Origin of the sequence: Rhizobium sp. P38BS-XIX (genome assembly GCF_012641435.1) — a bacterium.
Lineage (GTDB): Bacteria > Pseudomonadota > Alphaproteobacteria > Rhizobiales > Rhizobiaceae > Rhizobium.
In genome coordinates this window covers 1,416,829-1,437,244 of the sequence record NZ_JABAIJ010000001.1, presented here as the reverse complement: position 1 = coordinate 1,437,244, position 20,416 = coordinate 1,416,829, and the positions used below count along the sequence as shown (strand labels likewise).

18 protein-coding genes and 1 other RNA gene are annotated in these 20,416 nt (G+C 58.5%); 11 read left to right on the top strand and 8 right to left on the bottom strand.

Going from position 1 to position 20,416, the window contains the following annotated elements; genetic code table 11:
* The 4 genes from HGP17_RS06925 to metF all read left to right on the top strand — a co-directional run bounded on the left by HGP17_RS06925 (position 1) and on the right by metF (position 4,643).
* Complete coding sequence (locus HGP17_RS06925; RefSeq protein ID WP_168807176.1) at positions 1 to 747, top strand: ribonuclease; 747 nt, start codon at positions 1 to 3, stop codon at positions 745 to 747.
* 126 nt (positions 748 to 873) lie between these two features.
* Positions 874 to 2,523: an energy-dependent translational throttle protein EttA gene (ettA, locus tag HGP17_RS06920; RefSeq protein ID WP_168807174.1), complete on the top strand. Its 1,650-nt coding sequence runs from the start codon at positions 874 to 876 to the stop codon at positions 2,521 to 2,523.
* 190 nt (positions 2,524 to 2,713) lie between these two features.
* Positions 2,714 to 3,739 carry a metalloregulator ArsR/SmtB family transcription factor gene (locus HGP17_RS06915; RefSeq protein WP_168807172.1) on the top strand — a complete coding sequence of 342 codons (1,026 nt, stop codon included), beginning with the start codon at positions 2,714 to 2,716 and terminating at the stop codon, positions 3,737 to 3,739.
* A 1-nt stretch (position 3,740) separates the two neighbouring features.
* Positions 3,741 to 4,643: a methylenetetrahydrofolate reductase [NAD(P)H] gene (gene metF / locus HGP17_RS06910; protein ID WP_168807170.1), complete on the top strand. Its 903-nt coding sequence runs from the start codon at positions 3,741 to 3,743 to the stop codon at positions 4,641 to 4,643.
* Positions 4,644 to 5,070: 427 nt separating this feature from the next.
* Here the strand turns inward: metF and HGP17_RS06905 are convergent, their stop codons facing one another.
* The 5 genes from HGP17_RS06905 to HGP17_RS06885 form a co-directional block, all read right to left on the bottom strand.
* Complete coding sequence (locus HGP17_RS06905) at positions 5,071 to 5,997, bottom strand: DMT family transporter (protein WP_168807168.1); 927 nt, start codon at positions 5,995 to 5,997, stop codon at positions 5,071 to 5,073.
* Positions 5,998 to 6,140: 143 nt separating this feature from the next.
* Positions 6,141 to 7,388, bottom strand: a complete 1,248-nt coding sequence (locus HGP17_RS06900) for a lytic murein transglycosylase (RefSeq protein ID WP_168807166.1) — start codon at positions 7,386 to 7,388, stop codon at positions 6,141 to 6,143.
* Between the two features lie 80 nt (positions 7,389 to 7,468).
* Positions 7,469 to 8,260, bottom strand: a complete 792-nt coding sequence (locus tag HGP17_RS06895) for a GH25 family lysozyme (RefSeq protein ID WP_168807164.1) — start codon at positions 8,258 to 8,260, stop codon at positions 7,469 to 7,471.
* Positions 8,261 to 8,473: 213 nt separating this feature from the next.
* Positions 8,474 to 9,094 carry a class I SAM-dependent methyltransferase gene (locus tag HGP17_RS06890; RefSeq protein ID WP_168808125.1) on the bottom strand — a complete coding sequence of 207 codons (621 nt, stop codon included), beginning with the start codon at positions 9,092 to 9,094 and terminating at the stop codon, positions 8,474 to 8,476.
* Between the two features lie 50 nt (positions 9,095 to 9,144).
* Positions 9,145 to 10,392, bottom strand: a complete 1,248-nt coding sequence (locus tag HGP17_RS06885) for a DUF3419 family protein (protein ID WP_168807162.1) — start codon at positions 10,390 to 10,392, stop codon at positions 9,145 to 9,147.
* Positions 10,393 to 10,584: 192 nt separating this feature from the next.
* Here HGP17_RS06885 and HGP17_RS06880 point away from each other — a divergent pair, with 192 nt between their 5' ends.
* Positions 10,585 to 11,973 carry a serine hydrolase gene (locus HGP17_RS06880; protein WP_168807160.1) on the top strand — a complete coding sequence of 463 codons (1,389 nt, stop codon included), beginning with the start codon at positions 10,585 to 10,587 and terminating at the stop codon, positions 11,971 to 11,973.
* Between the two features lie 28 nt (positions 11,974 to 12,001).
* On the opposite strand, the gene HGP17_RS06875 is transcribed toward HGP17_RS06880, so the two are convergent.
* From HGP17_RS06875 to HGP17_RS06865, 3 genes are all read right to left on the bottom strand, one after another.
* Positions 12,002 to 13,144: a lytic transglycosylase domain-containing protein gene (locus tag HGP17_RS06875; RefSeq protein WP_168807158.1), complete on the bottom strand. Its 1,143-nt coding sequence runs from the start codon at positions 13,142 to 13,144 to the stop codon at positions 12,002 to 12,004.
* Between the two features lie 134 nt (positions 13,145 to 13,278).
* A complete protein-coding gene (locus HGP17_RS06870; RefSeq protein ID WP_168807156.1) occupies positions 13,279 to 13,914 on the bottom strand; it encodes a LysE family translocator in 636 nt (211 codons plus the stop codon).
* Between the two features lie 98 nt (positions 13,915 to 14,012).
* Complete coding sequence (locus HGP17_RS06865; RefSeq protein ID WP_168807154.1) at positions 14,013 to 15,224, bottom strand: pyrophosphate--fructose-6-phosphate 1-phosphotransferase; 1,212 nt, start codon at positions 15,222 to 15,224, stop codon at positions 14,013 to 14,015.
* A 288-nt stretch (positions 15,225 to 15,512) separates the two neighbouring features.
* Here HGP17_RS06865 and HGP17_RS06860 point away from each other — a divergent pair, with 288 nt between their 5' ends.
* The 6 genes from HGP17_RS06860 to mraZ all read left to right on the top strand — a co-directional run bounded on the left by HGP17_RS06860 (position 15,513) and on the right by mraZ (position 20,415).
* Positions 15,513 to 16,223 (top strand): DnaJ family molecular chaperone, encoded by a 711-nt coding sequence (locus HGP17_RS06860; protein WP_168807152.1) that lies wholly within the window; start codon positions 15,513 to 15,515, stop codon positions 16,221 to 16,223.
* Positions 16,220 to 16,981, top strand: coding sequence for an N-acetylmuramoyl-L-alanine amidase (locus HGP17_RS06855; RefSeq protein WP_168807150.1), 762 nt, complete (start codon positions 16,220 to 16,222; stop codon positions 16,979 to 16,981). The genes HGP17_RS06860 and HGP17_RS06855 overlap by 4 nt, the downstream gene beginning before the upstream one ends.
* Positions 16,982 to 17,247: 266 nt before the next feature.
* Positions 17,248 to 17,805: a transglycosylase SLT domain-containing protein gene (locus tag HGP17_RS06850; protein WP_168807148.1), complete on the top strand. Its 558-nt coding sequence runs from the start codon at positions 17,248 to 17,250 to the stop codon at positions 17,803 to 17,805.
* Positions 17,806 to 17,886: 81 nt separating this feature from the next.
* Complete coding sequence (locus HGP17_RS06845; protein WP_168807146.1) at positions 17,887 to 19,080, top strand: FAD-dependent oxidoreductase; 1,194 nt, start codon at positions 17,887 to 17,889, stop codon at positions 19,078 to 19,080.
* 67 nt (positions 19,081 to 19,147) lie between these two features.
* An RNA gene (rnpB, locus tag HGP17_RS06840) (RNase P RNA component class A) lies at positions 19,148 to 19,547 on the top strand.
* A 427-nt stretch (positions 19,548 to 19,974) separates the two neighbouring features.
* Positions 19,975 to 20,415, top strand: coding sequence for a division/cell wall cluster transcriptional repressor MraZ (gene mraZ, locus HGP17_RS06835; RefSeq protein ID WP_168807144.1), 441 nt, complete (start codon positions 19,975 to 19,977; stop codon positions 20,413 to 20,415).
* The last annotated feature ends 1 nt before the right edge of the window (position 20,416 follow it).

The window sequence follows — 20,416 nt, the reverse complement described above, 5'->3', positions numbered from 1 at the left end:
ATGAGGCTGTTGCTTCGGGTATTTGCAGTTGTACTTCTTTCGGTCGGGACGGCGGCGGGCGCGATGGCGCAGGAGCATAGCCGCGGCCGCACGCGCTTTATTCTTGCGGCAAGCTGGGAGCCGGCATTCTGCGCCACAAACCAGAAGAAGGCGGAATGCCGCAATCAGTCTTCGAGCAATTACGATGCGACGAATTTCTCGCTGCATGGCCTCTGGCCGATGCGGCAGGAGTATTGCGACGTATCCGAGGATCTGAAGCAGGCAGATCGCGGCCGCGATTGGAAGGATCTGCCGGCCGTGCAGCTGTCGCAGGACGTCAAGGCGAAGTTGGACAAGGCCATGCCGGGAACCCAGTCCGGACTGGAGCGGCATGAGTGGATCAAGCACGGCACCTGCACGAAGCTTAGTGCAGATGATTATTTCTCCATCGCAACTGGCCTGATTGCCGAGCTCAATGGATCTGCGGTGCGCGATCTCTTTGCCAAGAATATCGGCAAGGAGCTCGACGCCGAGTCGATCAAGGCTGCTTTCGACCAGAGTTTCGGCGAGGACGCCAATGCGCGCATCAAGATGAGCTGCCGCCGTGTCGGCAATGTCAGGATGATTTCGGAACTCACCATCGGTCTTTCGGAAGATGCGATCGAGCCGCAAAAAGGCAGCGAGCCCAGGCTCGGCAAATTGATCCAGGGCGCCGGCAGCACATCATTCGGCTGCGATCGCGGCGTCGTCGACGCGGCTGGTTTATAAGCATTTAAGGGCTTTGTGACACGGATAAATGCCCTCGGACAAGGTTTCGCCGTTGCCCGAGGGCCGGGTTTCGCCTACATAGCGGCACAATTCACACTGTTATCCGCCCGTGGAGTAACCCAAGCTATGGCACGTCAGTTTATTTATCATATGGCCGGACTGAATAAGTCCTATGGCGCCAAGAAGATCCTCGAGAATATCCATCTCTCCTTCTACCCCGACGCCAAGATCGGTATTCTCGGTCCGAACGGCGCGGGTAAGTCGACGGTGCTGCGCATCATGGCCGGCCTCGACAAGGAATATACTGGCGAAGCCTGGCTGGCCGAAGGCGCGACCATTGGTTACCTGGCGCAGGAGCCTCAGCTCGATCCCAACAAGACGGTTTTCGAAAACGTCATGGAAGGCGTTGCCAAGAAAACCGAAATCCTCAATCGCTACAACGAATTGATGATGAACTATTCCGACGAGACTGCGGAAGAGGGCGCCAAGCTCCAGGACATCATCGACAGCCAGAATCTCTGGGATCTTGAAAGTCAGGTCGAGATGGCGATGGAAGCGTTGTGCTGCCCGCCGCGCGATGCCGAAATCACCAGCCTTTCCGGTGGTGAGCGCCGCCGTATCGCGCTTTGCCGCCTGCTTCTCGCTCAGCCTGACCTGCTGCTGCTCGACGAACCGACCAACCATCTCGACGCCGAGACCATCGCCTGGCTGGAAAAGCACCTGCGCGACTATCCCGGTGCCGTGATGATGATCACCCACGATCGCTACTTCCTCGACAATGTTACCGGCTGGATTCTCGAACTCGACCGCGGCCGTGGCATTCCCTACGAAGGCAACTACTCCGCCTATCTGCGCGCCAAGGCGAAGCGTATGCAGCAGGAAGCCCGTGAAGAAGCCGGTCGTCAGAAGGCTATCAGCCGCGAACAGGAATGGATCGCCTCCAGCCCCAAGGCCCGTCAAGCAAAGTCCAAGGCGCGTATCAACGCTTACGAACAGCTGGTGGATGCTGCCGAAAATCAGCGTCCCGGTGATGCGCAAATCATCATTCCGGTCAGCGAGCGTCTCGGCCAGGTGGTGATCGAGATGGAGGGCATCACCAAGGGCTTCGAAGGCCGCACGCTGGTCAACGATCTGTCCATCAAGCTGCCCCCTGGCGGCATTGTCGGCATTATCGGCCCGAACGGCGCCGGCAAGACGACCCTGTTCAAGATGATCACCGGGCAGGAAAAGCCGGATTCCGGCTCGGTCCGCATCGGCGAGACGGTGCATCTCAGCTATGTCGACCAGAGCCGCGATGCGCTTGATGGCAATAAAACCGTGTGGGAGGAAATCTCCGGCGGCGCCGAAATCATCAAGCTCGGCAAGTTCGACATGAACTCGCGCGCTTATTGCGGCGCGTTTAACTTCAAGGGCGGCGACCAGCAGCAGAAGGTCGGCAATCTTTCCGGCGGTCAGCGCAACCGCGTTCACCTGGCCAAGATGCTGAAAGCTGGCGGCAACGTACTTCTGCTCGACGAACCCACAAACGACCTCGATACGGAAACGCTGGGGGCTCTGGAAAGCGCGCTCGAAAACTTCGCCGGCTGCGCCATCATCATTAGCCACGATCGCATGTTCCTCGACCGTCTGGCCACGCATATCCTGGCCTTTGAAGGCGAAGGCCATGTCGAATGGTTCGAAGGCAATTTCGAAGATTACGAGCAGGATAAGATCCGCCGCCTTGGCCCCGATGCCCTCAATCCAGGCAGCCAGGCGCACAAGCGACTGACGCGCTAAGCTATCGGTTTCACTCATCGAAAACCCCGGCTTGTCCGGGGTTTTTGTTTGCCCTTCGGCGTAAACAGATATTCCGTTTTCGTCAGAAACTAACAGATTTCCGACGTCGAATTAACGTCGCGAGCGATTGGCTCTTGCAGATCGAGCTCAAATCACATAAAGATATCTTTATATCTTGATTGGGTGTCGAATGACGGATCTGGTAAAGCTCGGCTTGGATGACGTGGTTGATGTGCTGAAGGCCGTCGGCGAGCCGACGCGGCTGCGCCTGATGGCGCTGCTGATCGCCAGCGATCTCACCGTCACCGACCTTACCGAAATCCTCAGCCAGTCGCAGCCCCGTATCTCCCGGCACTTGAAGCTGCTTGGCGAGGCCGGATTGATCGATCGCTATCAAGAGGGCGCCTGGGCCTATTTCCGCCTGAAGCAAGAAGGAAAGGCCGCGACGTTGGCGCGTACACTTTTGCGTCATACGCGTGAAAACGATGCCGTTCTTCTTCGTGACGGCGAGCGCCTTGCCGCCGTCAAGCGTGTTCGTGCCGAGCGGGCGCAGGCTTATTTCAGCCGGAATGCCGGCGAATGGGATGAGTTGCGCCGATTGCATGCCGCGGATGAGGATGTCGACAAGGTCCTGATCGATCTGATCGGACCGCAGCCTATCGATTCCTTTCTGGATCTCGGCACCGGTACAGGTCGTATGCTGCAGCTTCTGGCCGGCCATTATCGGCGGGCGATCGGCATCGATGCCAGCCGCGACATGCTTGCCGTTGCGCGCGCCAATCTCGATCGCGCAAACATCACGGCTGCCTCGGTCCGCCATGGCGACATCTTCAATTTACCGCTCGAGCAGCAGGATTTCGACCTGATCACAATCCATCAGGTTCTCCACTTCCTCGATCAGCCGGAAATTGCCGTTACAGAGGCAGCACGAATGCTGCGGCCCGGTGGCCGGCTCGTGATCATCGATCTTGCGCCGCACGGGCTCGAATATCTGCGTGACGAACATGCGCATCTGCGTCTTGGCTTCTCGCACCAGATCGTCTCCGACTGGTTGAAGATGGCGGGGCTTGATGTCGAGCAGGTGCAGGATCTTCATTCGGGCCGAGATGGCGGCCAGACGCTGACAGTCACGATTTGGCTGGCGCGTGACCCAAGGCTGCTGATCGCGGCCGATCAGGACCGCCAATCGTCCCCCATTCTTGCCGGGAGAGTTTGATATGTCTTCTAAATCGGAAAGCAGCCAGAACGGCATTCGTATCTCGTTCGAGTTCTTCCCGCCGAAGTCGGAAGAAGCCGAGCAGCAATTGTGGAATACGGTCGCCGAGCTCAGCGACTGGGAACCGGAATTCGTTTCGGTGACCTACGGCGCCGGCGGGTCGACCAAGGCACCGACGCTGTCGGCCGTGCGCAGAATGATCCACGAGACGCCGTTTACGACTGCCACGCATCTAACCTGTGTCGGCGCGACGCGGGAGGATACCCATCGGGTAATTGACGAGTTCCTGGCCGCCGGAGCTCGGCGTTTCGTTGCCTTACGCGGTGATCCGCCGGGCGGCGTCGGCAGCGCTTATCAACCGCATCCGGGCGGTTATGCCAACGCCGCCGAATTGGTCGGCGCTTTGCGTGAGCGTGGTGATTTCGACATTTCCGTCTCCGCCTATCCGGAGAAGCATCCGGAAAGCCGCGATACGGCTGCAGATATCGACATGCTGAAGCGCAAGGCCGACAATGGTGCAAACCGTGCCCTGACACAGTTCTTCTTCGATAATGATGCCTTTGCGCGCTATCACGATCACGTTCGCTCGGCCGGCATCAAGATCCCGGTCGTTCCGGGCATCATGCCGATCCAGAACCTGACGCAGTTGAAGCGTTTCGCCGGTGCTTGCGGCACCAGCATTCCGTCCCGGCTCGACGAGCGTTTCGAAGGTCTCGATGATCACCCCGAGGAACGTGCAAAGGTTGCCGCCGATGTGGCGGCAGAACAGATCCAGGATCTCGTGCGCCGCGGCATCCATGAATTTCATCTTTACACGATGAACCGCGCACCTCTTGTTTCCGCCGTGCTGGAGCGCTTGGGCCTGCAGCGTAGGATTGACGCACCAGCAGGCGCCGCAGCCTGAAAACATTGCCTGGAACACGCAACGAAAAAGCGCATGTCCATCCGGTCATGCGCTTTTCTAATGAAACTCGTGTTTTGTTAGCTTTCGGAGTTCGGCCGCTGCGGTCCCTCGATGTTCGTTAGATGAAAAGCATCGTCACGATGAAAGCGAAGGCCGCACCGACCACCAGGACGTTGATGGATCTCGTCAATCCCATATCTTCCTCCTCAGTCAGCGATTAAATTTTATGTCCAAAATGTGTCGGTTGGAAAGCGAAATCGATGCTGCGGCGCGGCATGAGGCTCGCATTTTGATTCATGAGTATGGCTTAAATATCTGATATAGTTTTGAAAAGTCGCCGCTATCGGCTCTTCGCTTAGCTGTGTGCAAATCTTAATGCAGCACCTGATTTCCCCCGTCGGCGAGATCGCTTTTGCGGCAGCGGTCATCACGCCGTCCGGGGGCGGACGCTATTTTTGATCCAGAGGTAGAGCCGGCCATCAATCACGATCAGCCCGGCGCCGATGAGCGCCATCCCGGCAAATTCGCTGAAGCCGAGCCGTTCGTCGAGGAAAAGAAACCCAAGCAGCAGGGCGCTTGGCGGCACAAGCAAGGTGACGAGTGAGGTATTCGTAGCACCGGCAAGCGCCATGATGCGAAAGTAGAGGATATAGGCGAAGGCTGTCGATAAAAGGGCCAGGCTCAGTATTGCTGCGATGGCAGGAGCGGGTGGGGTCGCGAGCGTCCAAGGATGATCGAAGAGAAGCGCGATCGGCAACATGATGAGCGAGGAGCCCGTTAGCTGGCCTGCAGCAACCACGGGCGGCGCAATGCCCTTGAAACGCTTGGCATAGATCGCTGCAAAGCCGTAGGAAATCGCAGCAAGAATAGGCAGTAGCAGAGCCCAGAAGGGTACGGCGGCGCTGTTGGTAACGCTCGGCGCCAATAATACCACTGTGCCGGCAAGCCCGGTCAGGGAGCCGATGAGTTTCGCCGAGCTCAACCGTTCATCGGTCGTCAGCTGATTGCCGATCAACACTGTCCAGATCGGTGTGGTGGCGTTGAGAATTGAGGCGAGGCCGGCTCCCATCTGCGTCTGCCCGAAGAATATCAATGCATGGGGTACGGCGTTGTTGATGAGGCCCAAAAGCAGGAACTGCAGCCAATGCTTCCTCAGCGCCGCATAGATGCCGAAACGGCCGGCAAGATAAAGATGCAGCGCAATCGCCGCCAGCAGCAGCCGCAGAAGGACGAGGGTGAGGGGCGGCACGTCATGAACTGCAATGCGTGCAAAGAAAAACGATCCGCCCCAGATCAATCCCAGTAATAGCAGAAGACCCCATGTGAGGCTGCTCATTCGGTTGTTGCTGTCCATTGCCGTGCTCCTTTGCCTCGCTTTTCAAGCACAGAGGATGGACACCTCCCACCCGTTTCATGTTTTTCGGCTATCGCGGGATAAGACGATGGAAAACAAAAAAGGCGGCCGGAGGCCGCCTTCCGAAAGTCAAGTTGTCGAGCTTAAAGCGCGTTCAGGAGCGCCGTCGTTGCCCAACCATCGGCCGGCATACCCAGGCGGAACTGTTCCTTCTGGGTGGCGATGCGCGTGCCGGAGCCCAGAATGCCGTCGATCTTGCCGACGTCGTAACCACGCGCAACCAGCTTGGTTTGAAGCGCCTTCATGTCGACATCGTTCAGACCCGGCTCGGGCGTACCCTTGTTGTAAGGGGGCGCACCGGCAAAACGAGTAGCGAAATAGGCAGCCGACGTTGTGTATACGAACGACTGGTTCCAGCCGAGATAGGCGTTGGTATAGTTCGGATAGGCGAGGAAAGCGGTACCCTTGCGGCCCTGCGGCAGGATCAGCGCAGCCGACAGGGAACCGAAATTCGTGTTTCCGTCACGCGGCTTGACGCCGAGCTTGAACCAGTCGCCAGCCGTCAGCGTGCCGCCAATGCCGGATTTCTCCCAGGGCAAGTTGTCCGGAACAGAGACTTCCTGCAGCCAAGGCTGGCCGCGCTGGAAGCCGAGGCTCTGGATGAACTTTGCCGTTGTCAGAATGACGTCGGGTGCGCTCGTCTTGAGGTTGACGTGGCCATCGCCATCGCCATCAACACCGTAGGTGATGATCGAAGGCGGAAGCATCTGCGTCTGGCCGATTTCACCAGCCCATGCGCCTGTCGTGGTATTCGGATCGGCATCGCCGTGCTGCACCATCTCGATATAGGAGATCAGACGCGGGCGGAAGAAATCCGGACGACGGCAGTCGTGGGAAAGCGTGACCAGTGCGTTGCGGGTATTGAAATTGCCCTGGACCGCGCCGAAATCGGTTTCCATCGCCCAATAGGCGGTAATCACGCCGGCAGGAACGCCATAGTCCTGCTCAGCCTTGGCGAAGACATCGGCATACTGCTTCATCTTCTGACGGCCAATGTCGAGGCGGCCCTGGCTGACGGTGCGCTGCGAGAATTCGAGGAAGGTCTGGCGGAAGACGCCCTGGCCACGGTCCATGGACAGAACCTTGGGATCGATCTGTGCGCCGGCAAGGGCCTTATCGGCTGCCGCCGGGTCCGCACCGGCTGCAACCGCCTCTGCCTTCACACCCGCAAGGAAGGGCGCGAGATCGCCGCCACAAGCCGCTTTGGGAGCGTTCGCGCCATCCGCGCTCGGTGCGGCGGCCGGAGTTGCACTCTGAGCAAACGCCGTGCCGGCCATGGCCGAGGCGAAGATGAATGCGAGCGCGCTGCGACGGATGGTATGACGGTCCATGGGCGATCCTTCCTAGGTGATAGAATAGGGTCGCTTTCACAGAAGATTGTGACATAAGCAAGAGTGAAGTGGAGTCGGCCTTAAGAATTTCCTCGCTTCTCTACTGCCGCCACCCAGTTTTGCCAGTTTTGTTCGGAGCCGGCAAAGACGTTGATATCCGTTGGCCCCTTGATTCCGGGGATAATGCCGGTGGATGTATACTGCCAGAAATCCCAGCTGCGATCGGCATAGATCTCCTTGGGATGCTTTGCCACCGAGCGCACCCAGAACTTATAATCCTTGAAGTAACCGACCAGGTTTTCACGGTGGAAGTCGACCGAAGTATAGATGATCGGCCGCTTTCCGTAATAGGCTTCCAGGCGATCCATGAACCGCTTGATTTCGCTGCGCACGACGTCCGGTGCCGGCCTCGTACGGCATGTGGGTGAACCGGGATTCCATTCGACATCAACGACAGGCGGAAGCGCCATGGCGTCCTTCGGCACGTTGCGGATGAACCAATCGGCCTGTTCGTCGGCGGTGGAGCAGAAATAGAAGAAATGATAGGGCGCGTGCAGAAGACCGGCGGCGCTTGCTTCATTCCAATATTCGGTGAAGCGCGGATCGATCCGATCCTTGCCTTCTGTCGCCTTGATGAAGACGAAGGCTACGCCGGCGCCCTTGACGGCTTTCCAGTCGATATCGCCCTGATACTTGGAAATGTCGATGCCATGGATGGGATGGCGCCCAGGATGATCGCGGCCGAAATCCTGCGGTTTTGTATCGCTGAACCTGGTCTTGGGTATGCCGGTGGTCGAGAGGGCATCATAGCCTGTCGTGCAGCCGTTCAAGACCAGGACGAGTGGCAGTAGGCATGCCAGAAGCCGGCGCATGAATATCCTGTTGTGACGCGAGTGATCTTGCTGCCCCAAGATTTGGCTTCCGTATTATGGTCCCCGAGAATCAAAAAGAGCGGCGGATCACGCCGAAGACGGGTGATCTTGCCACTTTATTCACCATATCAACGTAAAAAATGCGTTATCTTCAAGCAGATTCTTATGCTTGAAGCCGGTGCCGCCCTGATTTCACGATGAAATCCGTGACTTTCAGCGAACTCGATTGGTGATGACGGCCCGCCATGCGTAACCGCGCCCGATCTTTTCGGTCTTCAAAACCATGCCTCGCGCCTGCGCCTTTTCGTCCAGCACGGTCAGGAGGTTGGCGCGCGGGATCACGTGGAATTTCGTCAGCCAGCCTTTGAGGAGCGCCTGGAACCAGCCAGGAAGGCCTTCCTGCTGTCCGAAATCAACGATGTGAAGTTCACCGCCCGGCGCGACGGCGTTAAGCGACGCATCAACCGCGCTTTCCCAATCCGGTATCATCGACAGGGCGTAAGAAATCATTACCCGGTCGAAGCCGTTTGTGCCGAAGTCGGCTGCTGAAAAGGCTGTGGCGTCGGCGACGCGAAAATCCGGCATCTGCTTCAGACCGCGAAAATTGCGGCGTGCAGAGATCAGCATTTCCTGCGAGATGTCGAGGCCGTAAAGCCGTGCCGAAGGGAAGGTGCGGTAGGCCAGCAGCATGTTGCGGCCCGTGCCGCAGCCAACTTCCAGCAGCGAGCCGCCGACAGGCACGTTCAGCTGAGCGATGGTGCGATCCCGGCCGAAGAGATAATATTTGCGGGTCAGGTCATAGATGTGGCGCTGATAACGGTACATGCCGTCCATCAGCCTGGCGTGGTTGTTCGCGCTGTTATCTATGCCTGTGTCCGCCTGGCTCACGCTTTTTTCCCGTAGATGTGGAAGCCGCCGTAGATCGCGGAACGATCAAGTGCGTTGAGCTGCTGCGAGCGCTCTTCGAAATAAACCCACTGATCGCGGATGGCCGGCGACAGACGTCCTTCGATGATGCTCTTTTCGGCAGCCGTGCGGAAGATCACGCGGGCGCCTTCGCGCGCCGTGCGGGTAATCTCTGCCCAAAGGCTGTTGAGCTGATCGTCCGTCATCCAATCCTGCGCATCGAGTAGGATATAACGGTCGCGCGAGGCTGCAGGCTTTGAAGCCAGCAATTCCGTGAAATTGGCATGATGCACATCGACGCGATCGGCATTGGCGCGGATCGCCGCATAGTGCTCAGGCTTGAGATACGTGGGCAGGGGGCCTTGATGCTGACCCGCATAGCGCCGCGCAAAGGCTTGCCAGGCAAAGTAATTGTCGCGCATTGGGAAATGGCAGGAGAGCTTTTCCAGGCGGTGCCTGAGCACGGCTGAAATCGAGTCGTCTCCGGCCAGGCTGGCAAGCTCGTCATATTGCTGCGGCGGAATGCCGAGACCGAAGAGCGAGCTCTTGCGGCCGAGCAACCAGCGAACCATCGGACGATCGAAGATCGGTGCGATCTCGTTTTCGAAGAACTGACGCTGTTCGCGCATCGTGCGGGCTTCGGTCATCTTGGCAAGACTGACGCCGTGCAGGCGGGCGAGCACATGGGCCGCGCCGATGAAGCGGCCGAGCAGGCCCGTCTTGTAGATGTTGCGGTTGAAGACCGTCACGCGGCGGCGACCATAGAGATCGCGGCCATCCCAGTAGGATGCCGTGGCCGCATCGAGCCTCGGCGCGATGAACTGGTCGTAGGCCTGGCTATTGACGCTGACGCCCGGTGTCGCGAAGAAGCGCACCAGATCGGAATGGCCAGGCAGCAGCCGGAAGGCGGCGAGCTTCAGCTTGTTCAGCGCGATATGATGCCGGTTCAGGTCGACGACGTCGATCGAAGCGGGGCCCTGTGAGAGATAGGCAAGCATATTGCAGCCGCCGGACCCGATCGTGACGATACGATGATGCGGCTGAAGCTCCATCGCCTGCATGTCGACATCCGGATCTTCCCAGATCTGTGGATAGACGAGGCCGGAAAACAGCATTCCGAAGAGGCGCTCCGAAAGGCCGGCCTTGGAAAGGGCCTTGTGCTGAAGCAGAGCGTCTTTGAGTTTCCGATTTTTCCGGAGACCGGCATCTGGGGCGAATTCAGTCATCTGAGTCTAGCTACCCTATTTTTAAGGTTCAGGGCGTGTAACCCGATAATGCTACAGTCTGATGACGTGGACTGTTGGTAGATTCGCTCTAAAAGCGGCGCTACGCACATTTGCGAGGTCGCAATAACGATAGGCCTTTCATCTTGTTGCGTTTCCTGATTGTCTCCGCCTACCTTTTGGAGGGTATGTGACATGCGTTTGATTTCGAGAGTGATCGGAGCACTTGTTGTTTTGCTGCTGATCATTGTCGCAGGCGGAGCCGTTTGGCTCTCCGTTTCTCCCCCTGAGCTGTTGAAGGTCGGCGATGGTTATGCCGCCAAGATGGTGTGCTCCAATACATTCGTCGCCAAGCGTGACCCGGATCAGGTGCTGGCTGATGATGTGCAGGCGCCCGGCAATCCGGCGCTGAAGCTGATAAGGGTTTCGGTCGATCGCGACGAGGGCGTGGTGCGGGCGCGGTTCCTTGGATTGTTTGCGCCAAACTATGCGCTCTATCGCGGCGCGCTCGGCTGCACGTCGGTGCCGGATGGTGACCTGCAGGGCGCTCGTAGCGCCGTCTTCCTCAATAAGATCAAGGCACCGAAAAGCGATGCGCTATGGCCGGATGGGGATACCGTCAATGTCGGCCAGGGCGATCAGGGCACCAAGCTTGCCGCTGTTGTCGACAATTCCGAACTGGCCGGTCCCGCCATGCGCGCCATCGTCGTCGTTAAGGATGGACATATCGTTGCCGAGTCTTATGGCGACGGCTTCAGCAAGGCGACACCGCTTATCGGCTGGTCGATGACGAAGACGGTCAACGCCGCCATCGTCGGGCGTCTGATGCTCGCCGGTCGCATGTCGTTTGACGATCAGAATCTGCTGCCGCAATGGAGCGCCGATGCGCGCAAGGACATCAAGCTTAGCGATCTCCTTGCCATGGAGAGCGGCCTTGCCTTCAACGAGTCTTATGGCAGCGTTTCCGACGTAACCCGTATGCTCTATCTCGATCCGGATACGACGAGCATTGCCGCCAATGCGCGCCAAGTCGCGGCACCCGGCGAGCGGTTCAGCTATTCGAGCGGCACGGCGACGCTGCTTTCGCGACTGTGGATGAACAGGCTTCCAAATCTGAGTGCCGCCGTCGGCTATCCGCGTGAAGCTCTTTTTGGACCGCTCGGCATGTACAGCGCGGTCTTTGAAGCCGATGAGCGCGGAACGTTTGTCGGCAGTTCCTATCTTTATGCCAATGCGCGTGATTGGGCGCGTTTCGGTCAATTCCTGCTGCAGGATGGTGTCTGGAAGGGAAATCGCCTTCTGCCCGAAGGGTTCGTTGGTGCCATGCGCACCCCGACGAAGGCTTCCGAGGGTGTCTATTCGCAGGTTCAGGCGTGGCTGGCCGGTCCTGGCGGTTCGAACGCGCAGTTTGGCTTGCCTGCCGATACGTTCTGGATGAGCGGTCATGACGGCCAGACCGTCGCGATCGTGCCCTCGGCCAATCTGGTGGTCGTCCGCATGGGCCTCACGCCAGCCTGGGCCGACTATCGGCCGCAAATCCTTGTGAAGCGGATCATGGATGTGATAAAGCCGGCCTCAAACTAGGCCGGCTTCCAAAAATGCTTCGGTAAAATCAGTAATTGCCGTTGGCGACGTCGCTCAAGCCCTTGCGCTTGGCGTCATAGTAGTAGCCGCGCGCATAGAGCTGCACAGCGCTGGCTTCTTTGTTCTCGGCCTTGTTGTCTGCCGTCATCCATGCACCGCGCAGATATTTGGCGGCGTATTTGATGTTGGTTTCGGCATCGAGCAGACCGGACGGCGGTCCCTCGTAACCCATGGACTTGGCCGTATTGTACTTGATCTGCATCAGGCCGAAATAGCCGGCGCGATTGTAAGCCTTCGGATTATAGCGGCTCTCGCGATGAACGACGCGATGGATCAGCGATTCCGGAATTTCATAGATCTTCGCGTATTTCTGAATGAGCTTCGAAACGTAGCCCTTTTCGGCGGGCGGAACGTCTGAATCGTAATTCGTCGTCGTCATGACGGCCGGAACGACCGTCGGGCCGCTGCTGTCGAAATTGAAATCGTAATGCATGCGGTTGTCCGCATAGCGCAGGAGGCCGATCTGTGCCGGCGTTGCAAAAGCAACTTCCGCCTGGGCTTCATTATCGGGGCGAGGGGTTGGTACAGCCACCTGGATGGCGGCGAGATCCGATGTCATCGGGATTGTCTGCTCGGCCGTTTGAGCGACCGGGCCGGCTGCCGGCATCAGAGCCTCGTCGCCCGGACGTGCGGGATTAGGCATCGGAATTGCGACAACGGATGGAATGAGCGACGTGTCGGACGATGCGTAGGCTGCAGCAGCCGTCGTATCGGCCGAGGGCGTGCCCGTTGCAGCGGCAATGGCCGCGCTGCCCTGATTGGGCGCGGTGTTTGCAGCGGCGACAGTCGGCTGACCCATACGGGCCTGTGCGGCAGCGATCTGCTGCTGCTCCAGGGTGCCCGCGCCGACGCGGCCGGATTTCGCCATTGCAGCTTGTTGTTGAGGCGCTCCGGAAACCGGAGCGGCCGAGGCTGTTGCGACACCGCTAACAGGCGCAGCGGCGCCAGTTGCGGTCAGGGTCGTATTCGGATGCGGCACGTTGGCGTGTGCCGACGGGAGATCTGCCTGAGACGTCTGCTGCTGGGTGCTAGCACACCCGGCCAGAGCGCCGCACATCATTGCCGACAAGGCAACGCTGCGCTTCAGGCTAGGAAATCCGATCGCTACCATTCTGTCACTTTCGAAAAAACCAAAGCTATTTGCGATGCAAATCGGTCACAGGACCTCACAATTCGGTCACAGGATCGATAAAATTATGAATCCCCATTAACCTATCCGTGATCGCGCCGCAACCCTGGACCGCGTCAGGCAGCCATTCGGCGGTAGCCGGCGGTGACTGCGCCGGCCGCAATCAACAGAGTTCCGCCTGTGCGGTTGACGGCGCGTTGCACGCTTGCCTTGCGGATAACACCGCGCGCCATGTCGGCGACGAAGACGTAAATCAGCGAATTCAAAGCCGCCAGCGTGAGGAAAGTTGCCTCCAAAATAAGCGTTTGCTGAAGAAATGGCTTCGACAGGTCGAGGAACTGCGGCACGAACGCAATGAAGAAGACGATACTCTTCGGATTAAGTGCGGTTACAACGTAGGCGTGCAGCAGAATCTTGAGCGGTTTTTCCTCTGGGAGATTGTCATTATCCCCTAACGGACCCTTAACAATTGGGGCACGCCAGAGCTTGATTCCGAGGAAGACGAGATAGGCCGCGCCGATCAGCTTCAGAATCGTAAACAATGTGGCAGAGGCAGCTAAAATGGCGCCCAGACCCATGAGGGAGGCCGTCATTGCCGTGCAGTCGCCAAGGGTTACGCCGGTGACCGTTGCCAGAGCCGTCTTGCGGCCGTGGCCGAGCGCATAGGAAATGACAAGGAGAATGGTCGGCCCCGGTATGGCCAGCATGATGCAGGACGCGGCGGCGAAAGCGAGCCAGGTTTCGATGGACATGGAATCCTCCCTATTCCTTTTCGCCGCCAGCAAAGACATTGGATTTACGATCAGTCAATCAGTTTGATCACCGATCGCGGCTCCAGATTGTGGAACATTCAGGCTTGCGCATATTTCTGGCCGATATGCTCCATGACCTCGGCAAACCAAGGTGAGGAGATATCAAATGCCTTGCCGCCCTTGATGCGCGGGAATTCGATGACGCGCAGCTTGCCGCCCTGGCTTTCGTCATGGCCGGTGACGCCGGAAACCTTGTTGAGCGCGCTTTCGACTGCGAGATCGACCATTCCCTGGATGAGGCGGAGATCGTCGCCGTTTGCCGGCGCGGAACGAGCAAAGTAACCCGACTTCTGCACCATGGATCGCTCCGCGCCGATAATCGAGGCAAACTGCTTCTGGAACCAGCCGCCGACATTGATGGTATCGATCTTCACATGGCCAAAGGCATCGCGCTTGATTGTTTCCCCGGCGGCTTCCCGTTCGGCAACGATCGCGTCGAGCGCGGCACCTTCCGATACGAACAGCGTGACCTGTCCGGTCTTTTCCATGATCTTGCGCAGGCGCTCGCCTTCAGTCTCGATGTTGAATGCCATTTCAGGCAGATAGAGGCCGTCGATAGCCTTCAGGGCGGCGCTCATCATCAAGCCGTCGACATATTCGTTGGCGCTGGTCTTCTGGATATAGGCGCGTGCGGTCGCCGCCGTCAGCCAGCCACAGTGACGCCCCATGACTTCATGAATGACCAGCGTGCGGGGGGCGGCGGTCTGTTCGTTGCTGACGTTGTCGAAGAAATCTGCGCCGACTTCGGCTGCCGTCCAGGCGCCGAGAGACTGGCGGATCGGCACGACGTCGTTGTCGACGGTTTTCGGCAGGCCTACGACGGTGAGGTCATAGCCGTTGGCGCCGAGATAGGCAGCGAGATCGGCTGCCGTCGTATTCGTATCGTCGCCACCGATCGTGTGAAGGATGGTGACCCCGTCGGAGGCGAGGCGCTCGGCTGCGACGCGCAATGGGTTTTCGCCTTCCTTGACCAGACCGCGCTTGACGCAGTCTGCGGCGTTGGTGAGCTTGACGCGGCTGTTGCCGATCGGCGAACCGCCGTAGCGATGCAGAAGGTGCGCGCGCTCGCGCATGGCCGGTGTCACCGCGAGGCTGTCAGCCAGGAGAACGCCTTGATAGCCGGAGCGATAGGCGATGATGTCGATCTCCGGCGCGACGTCGGTGTAGCGCTGGATCAGCCCGCCAACGGCTGAGGAAAGGCAGGGCGCCAATCCACCGGCGGTGAGCATTGCGACTTTCTGTTTGGCCATGGAGATCCTCCTTGCAGTCGAGCTGCTTTATTTCAATGGTTGCCGTGGGAATGGATGCGACAGGCTTGAATGGCTGTAAAGTAAAGAATTTAAGAAACACGCGGTTTGTTTTCTGGTTTGGACAGGGCAGGGCATGATGGTGCCGCGCTTCTCACGGAAGGCTCGAAACACACCATCATTACCAAATTGTGAAAAGTGTTTTCGCCCTTGCGACGAATGGACTGCTTGCATTGCCAGGCATTATTTGGTCAATGTGTTCCATAGTTTATGAGAGCCTTTGGAACTACGATGTCGTTTTGGGAAAAATTGCTGAATGCTATTGGTAGCACCGCTGGCAATGCCCTGTCGGCGGTGGTCGAGGCCATTCGCACTGTATTCGAAGGCGACCCGGAAACCCGCCGAAAGGTGGCATTTTCCGTTGCGGTCATCGCGCTTTCCGCCAAGATGGCGAAGGCCGACGGCATCGTGACCGAAAACGAGGTCAATGCGTTTCGCGAGATCTTCGAATTTCCGCAGGATCAGGCCAAGAACGTCGCACGTCTCTACAATCTGGCACGTCAGGACGTCGCCGGTTACGAAGCCTATGCTGAACGTCTGTCGACGCTCTGCGTCACCTGCACTAAGAACTGCCCGGTGCTGGAGGATGTGCTCGACGGCCTGTTTCACATTGCCAAGGCCGACGGCTTGATCCACGAGAAGGAAATGGAATTCCTGCAGCACGTTGCGCAGATATTCCAGATGAGTGAGGAGCGGTTCGACCAGATCATGGCGCGCCATGTCAGCGCCGGCGGGCGTGATCCCTACAAGATCCTCGGCGTCTCGCGTCAGGACGATTTCCCGACCATCCGTCGCCGTTACCATGGGCTTGTCTATGAGAACCATCCAGATCGCCTGGTCTCTCGGGGCGTTCCGGAAGAGTTCCATGTGATCGCCAACGAACGTATGGCGGCTTTGAACGCGGCTTATGCCGAGATCGAAAAAGAACGCCGCGCCGCATGACTGCATTCGAGGCCGATTTTTCACGCGCCGTGGTTCAGCCGTCGCCGAACCACGGTGAACGCCGGGACGGGCGCAAGCCGGATATGATCTTGCTGCACTATACCGGTATGGGCACGGCGGACGGCGCGCTGGATTGGCTCTGTCGAAGCGAGAGCCAAGTATCAAGTCATTATTTCGTTTTCGAAGACGGGCGCGTTATGCAATTGGTGCCGGAGGATCGGCGCGCCTGGCATGCGGGCAAAAGCGCGTGGCAGGGCGAGGACGATATCAACTCGCTCTCGATCGGCATTGAAATAGCCAATGCCGGCCACCCGGGCGGCCTGCCCGATTTCCCGGATGCGCAGGTCGAAGCGGTCGTCGAACTATGTCGTGATTGCGGCCAACGCTGGGCAATCGCGCCCGAAAGAGTGCTCGGGCACTCGGACGTAGCGCCGGTTCGCAAGGTTGATCCGGGCGAGAAGTTTCCCTGGGCGCGGCTGGCTGTGGAAGGCGTAGGGCACTGGGTTGAGCCGGCTGCGATCACCGGCGGTCGCTTCTTCCAGAAGGGCGATGTCGGCCAACCAATCGAGGCCCTGCAGTCCATGCTCTCGCTTTACGGTTACGGAACTGAAATTACAGGCGAATTCTCCGAGAAGCTGAAGGGCGAGGTTGAAGCTTTCCAACGTCATTTCCGTCCTGAACGGGTTGACGGGATCGCCGATTTTTCGACGATCGACACGCTTCATCGTCTTCTGTCGGCACTCCCTCGCTTTTCCTGACGAAAACGCCGACAGCAGCGATATCCATAGTCGGCTATAAGTCGAAAAGCGCGTAACCCCCTGCTGCGCCACATGTTTTCCCTATTATCTCCGCATTGCGCTGGTCTAACCACGATCGCTAAACGGCGGCCGCGCAGTTTGGTTTTGTGTGTCGCGCGGCCGTAGACGACTAATGGGGACTGTGCACTCCGGCGGCTCTTTTTGCCTCCAGCCGGACGTGCCGGCTTGAGGCTGTTCGCGGTCCCGCGCTGGAGACAAAAGACTACATGAAAAATTTGATTGTTGCGGCAGCAGCATGCCTGGGTGTGCTGCTGGTAGGGTATGATTGCGCCTTTGCGGGCCAGCATCATGGAAAGCAACGAACGGTTCCGCTTAAGACCGTCAGCCGCACCACCGGTTTTCCGGTGCCCAATGCGCCCGCCGAACTACGTGACGCAGACAATTCCTCGACACTGCAGAACCGTTACTCCCCACTGATTACCAAATACGCCAAGGAAAATGGCGTCGCGGTTGAACTGGCGACCGCGGTCATTCGGATCGAAAGCAATTTCAATGCGAAAACGCGCGGCAGCGCCGGAGAAATCGGCTTGATGCAGATCAAGCCGGCAACCGCACGCCTGATGGGCTACACCGGCCGCGCCAAGGGACTGTATGATCCCGAAACCAATATCAAATTCGGCATGAAGTATCTCGCCATGGCGCAGAATCTTGGTGGCGGGCAGACCTGCAATACCATCCTGAAATACAATGCAGGCCATGGCGCAACGCGCATGAACCCGATCTCGAAGCGGTATTGCGGCAAGGTCCTGGCATTGCTCGACTGATCCGCCTCCGTTCAAGGAAGATCGGGTGGGGTGGAATCGCTTTCCATGCTATCGAGCCTCGATCATTTGCGAGGATATGGCATGGCAGCGGATTTCAAGTTCATCGTCGTCGGTCGTGGAATGATGGGGGCCGCTGCTGCCCGCCATCTTGCCAGGCAGACGGATGGAGTTGCAGTCATCGGACCGGATGAGCCGGAAGATCGCGCGAACCATCAAGGCGTCTTCGGCAGTCACTATGACGAAGGCCGCATTACCCGAACCATCGATCGTGACACGGACTGGGCACGCCTCGCAAACCGCTCGATCAACCGCTATGCGGAGATCGAGCGCGATAGCGGCATCCAGTTCTACACGCCGGTCGGCTGCCTGGTGACGGGCCCGAAGCGTGGTGGCGACAACGGCTATGTCGGAAGCGTTCTCGACGCGGCGCATAATCTGGGGGTCCAGACAGATGTTCTGGATGATGCCGGCCTCAAAACGCGGTTTCCATTTTTCTCCTTCGCGTCCTCGAGCGAAGGCGTTTTCGAGCCTCATGGTGCGGGTCATATCAGCCCGCGCAGGCTCGTGAAGGCGCAATCTCTCCTGGCGGAGAAGGCCGGTGCGCGGGTGATCAAGCAGACCGTTGTTTCGATTCGCGATGATCATGGACTTGCCGTCGTCACGACCGCCGAGGGCGAAACCTGGCGTGCCGAAAAAGTGCTCATGGCCGCCGGCGGTTTCTCCATCGCGGAGAATCTCTTGCCGCGACCTGTTGAGATGAAGGTTTATGGCCGGACGGTCACCTTCTTCGAAGTGAGCGAGGCGGAAGCAGCAGCGTTTTCAGGTATGCCGTCGCTGATATCGGTCACCGCCGATGATGCGGACAGCATCTACATGCTGCCGCCGATCCGGTATCCTGATGGAAAGCACTACATCAAGATCGGTGGCGATCCGGACGATTTGCAATTTACGTCCGAGGCGGAATTGCGCGCCTGGTTCCGCACTGCGGGTCGCGAAAAGGCGCGCGACCACCTCGTGCGGATATTTCATGCACTTGTTCCCGGCATAGAGCGGCCAGCCTCGTTCACCAATTCCTGCGCCGTTTCCTTTTCGCCAACCGGATATCCCATGATCGGTTACAGCTCGTCTCCGCGTGTGGCTGTTTTGACCGGCGGTTGCGGCACGGCTGCCAAGAGTTCGGACGAAATCGGCCGGTTGGGTGCCGAGCTGCTGCTCTCAGGCCGAATCAAGGACGAAGGCTACGACACGGATTTCTCAGCGCATTTCCGCAGGTGACGCAGGCCATCTAAGAAGCCGCATATTTAGGTGGCAATTGCAGGCGGTCTCGGTTAATGAGCCTGTGCCAGTTGGCCGGGCAGCCGCGCTTTATCAATGTCGAAAGGCGATAAGGTGAGGAAAGTCCGGGCTCCACGGAAACACGGTGCCGGATAACGTCCGGCGAGGGTGACCTCAGGGAAAGTGCCACAGAAAGCAAACCGCCTGATCTTCGGATTGGGTAAGGGTGAAACGGTGGGGTAAGAGCCCACCGCGTCTCTGGAAACAGCGACGGCACGGAAAACCCCACCGGGAGCAAGACCGAATAGGGATGACGCGGAGTGCGCGAGCGCTCCAGCCCGTTTCCGGGCCGGTCATCCGGGTGGGTTGCAGGAGGCGTCGCGCAAGCGCCGTCCCAGATGAATGGCTGCCACGTTCCGACCTTGGTCGGAGCCATACAGAACCCGGCTTACAGGCCAACTGGCAAATCAACCCTCGCTCTATCCACAGGGGCATTTCGGCTCTCGGAAAATAATTTAGAGAGCCTTTGGATACCGGGTTTTCCAGGCCCTCCAGCTACCGCAGCCAATCGTTTTAGCTTGTGAAAACAATCCGTTTTGGGACGTCCTCTAAAGCCGATCCTAACCTTTCGTTAAACTTAACGGCTTATGAATATTTAGGCTGTGGCCGCGCCTGGTGCGGCTTCATCCCATTGACGCCCATATGGTCCCATGGTATCCCAAACGAACACTGCATACGGGCTAAAAGCCCAATCATCGCAAAACCATGATTGCTCCCGGTTCGGGGGTGTCGAAGGGGTGTTTTCTCTTTCGGCTTGCGAAGCTGTGTCCGATTTTGGCTGTGTCTGCGAGCGGGTAATTGCTTGTGGGGCACGGGGGACGGGTGTTTCGCGTCATGAACCGCTTCCTGTCAAATGCGACCAACCGGATCGATGCCAAGGGACGGGTCTCCGTGCCGGCAGCGTTTCGTTCCGTGCTGGTCGAACGCAATATCCAGGAGCTGTATTGTTTCCAGGATTTTGTGTTTCCGGCGATCAGTATCGGCGGCCTCGATCTGCTCGATCGTTTCGAGCGGCAGATTGCGGCGGACGATCCATTTTCGCCGGCGGCGAACCAGATGTCGCTCCTCATTCATGGGGGCGGGGTCTTCATGAAGCTCGATGCCGAAGGGCGGCTGATGGTCACGGATTTTATTCGAGACTTCACCGGCATCACCAACGAGGTAACCTTCGTCGGTCGGGCGGATCATTTTCAAATATGGCGACCGGAGGCCTTTCTGGCCTTGCAGGTGCAGGCACGAGAGGAGCGCAGGCTGGCGGGCAAGCGCTCGGATTAAA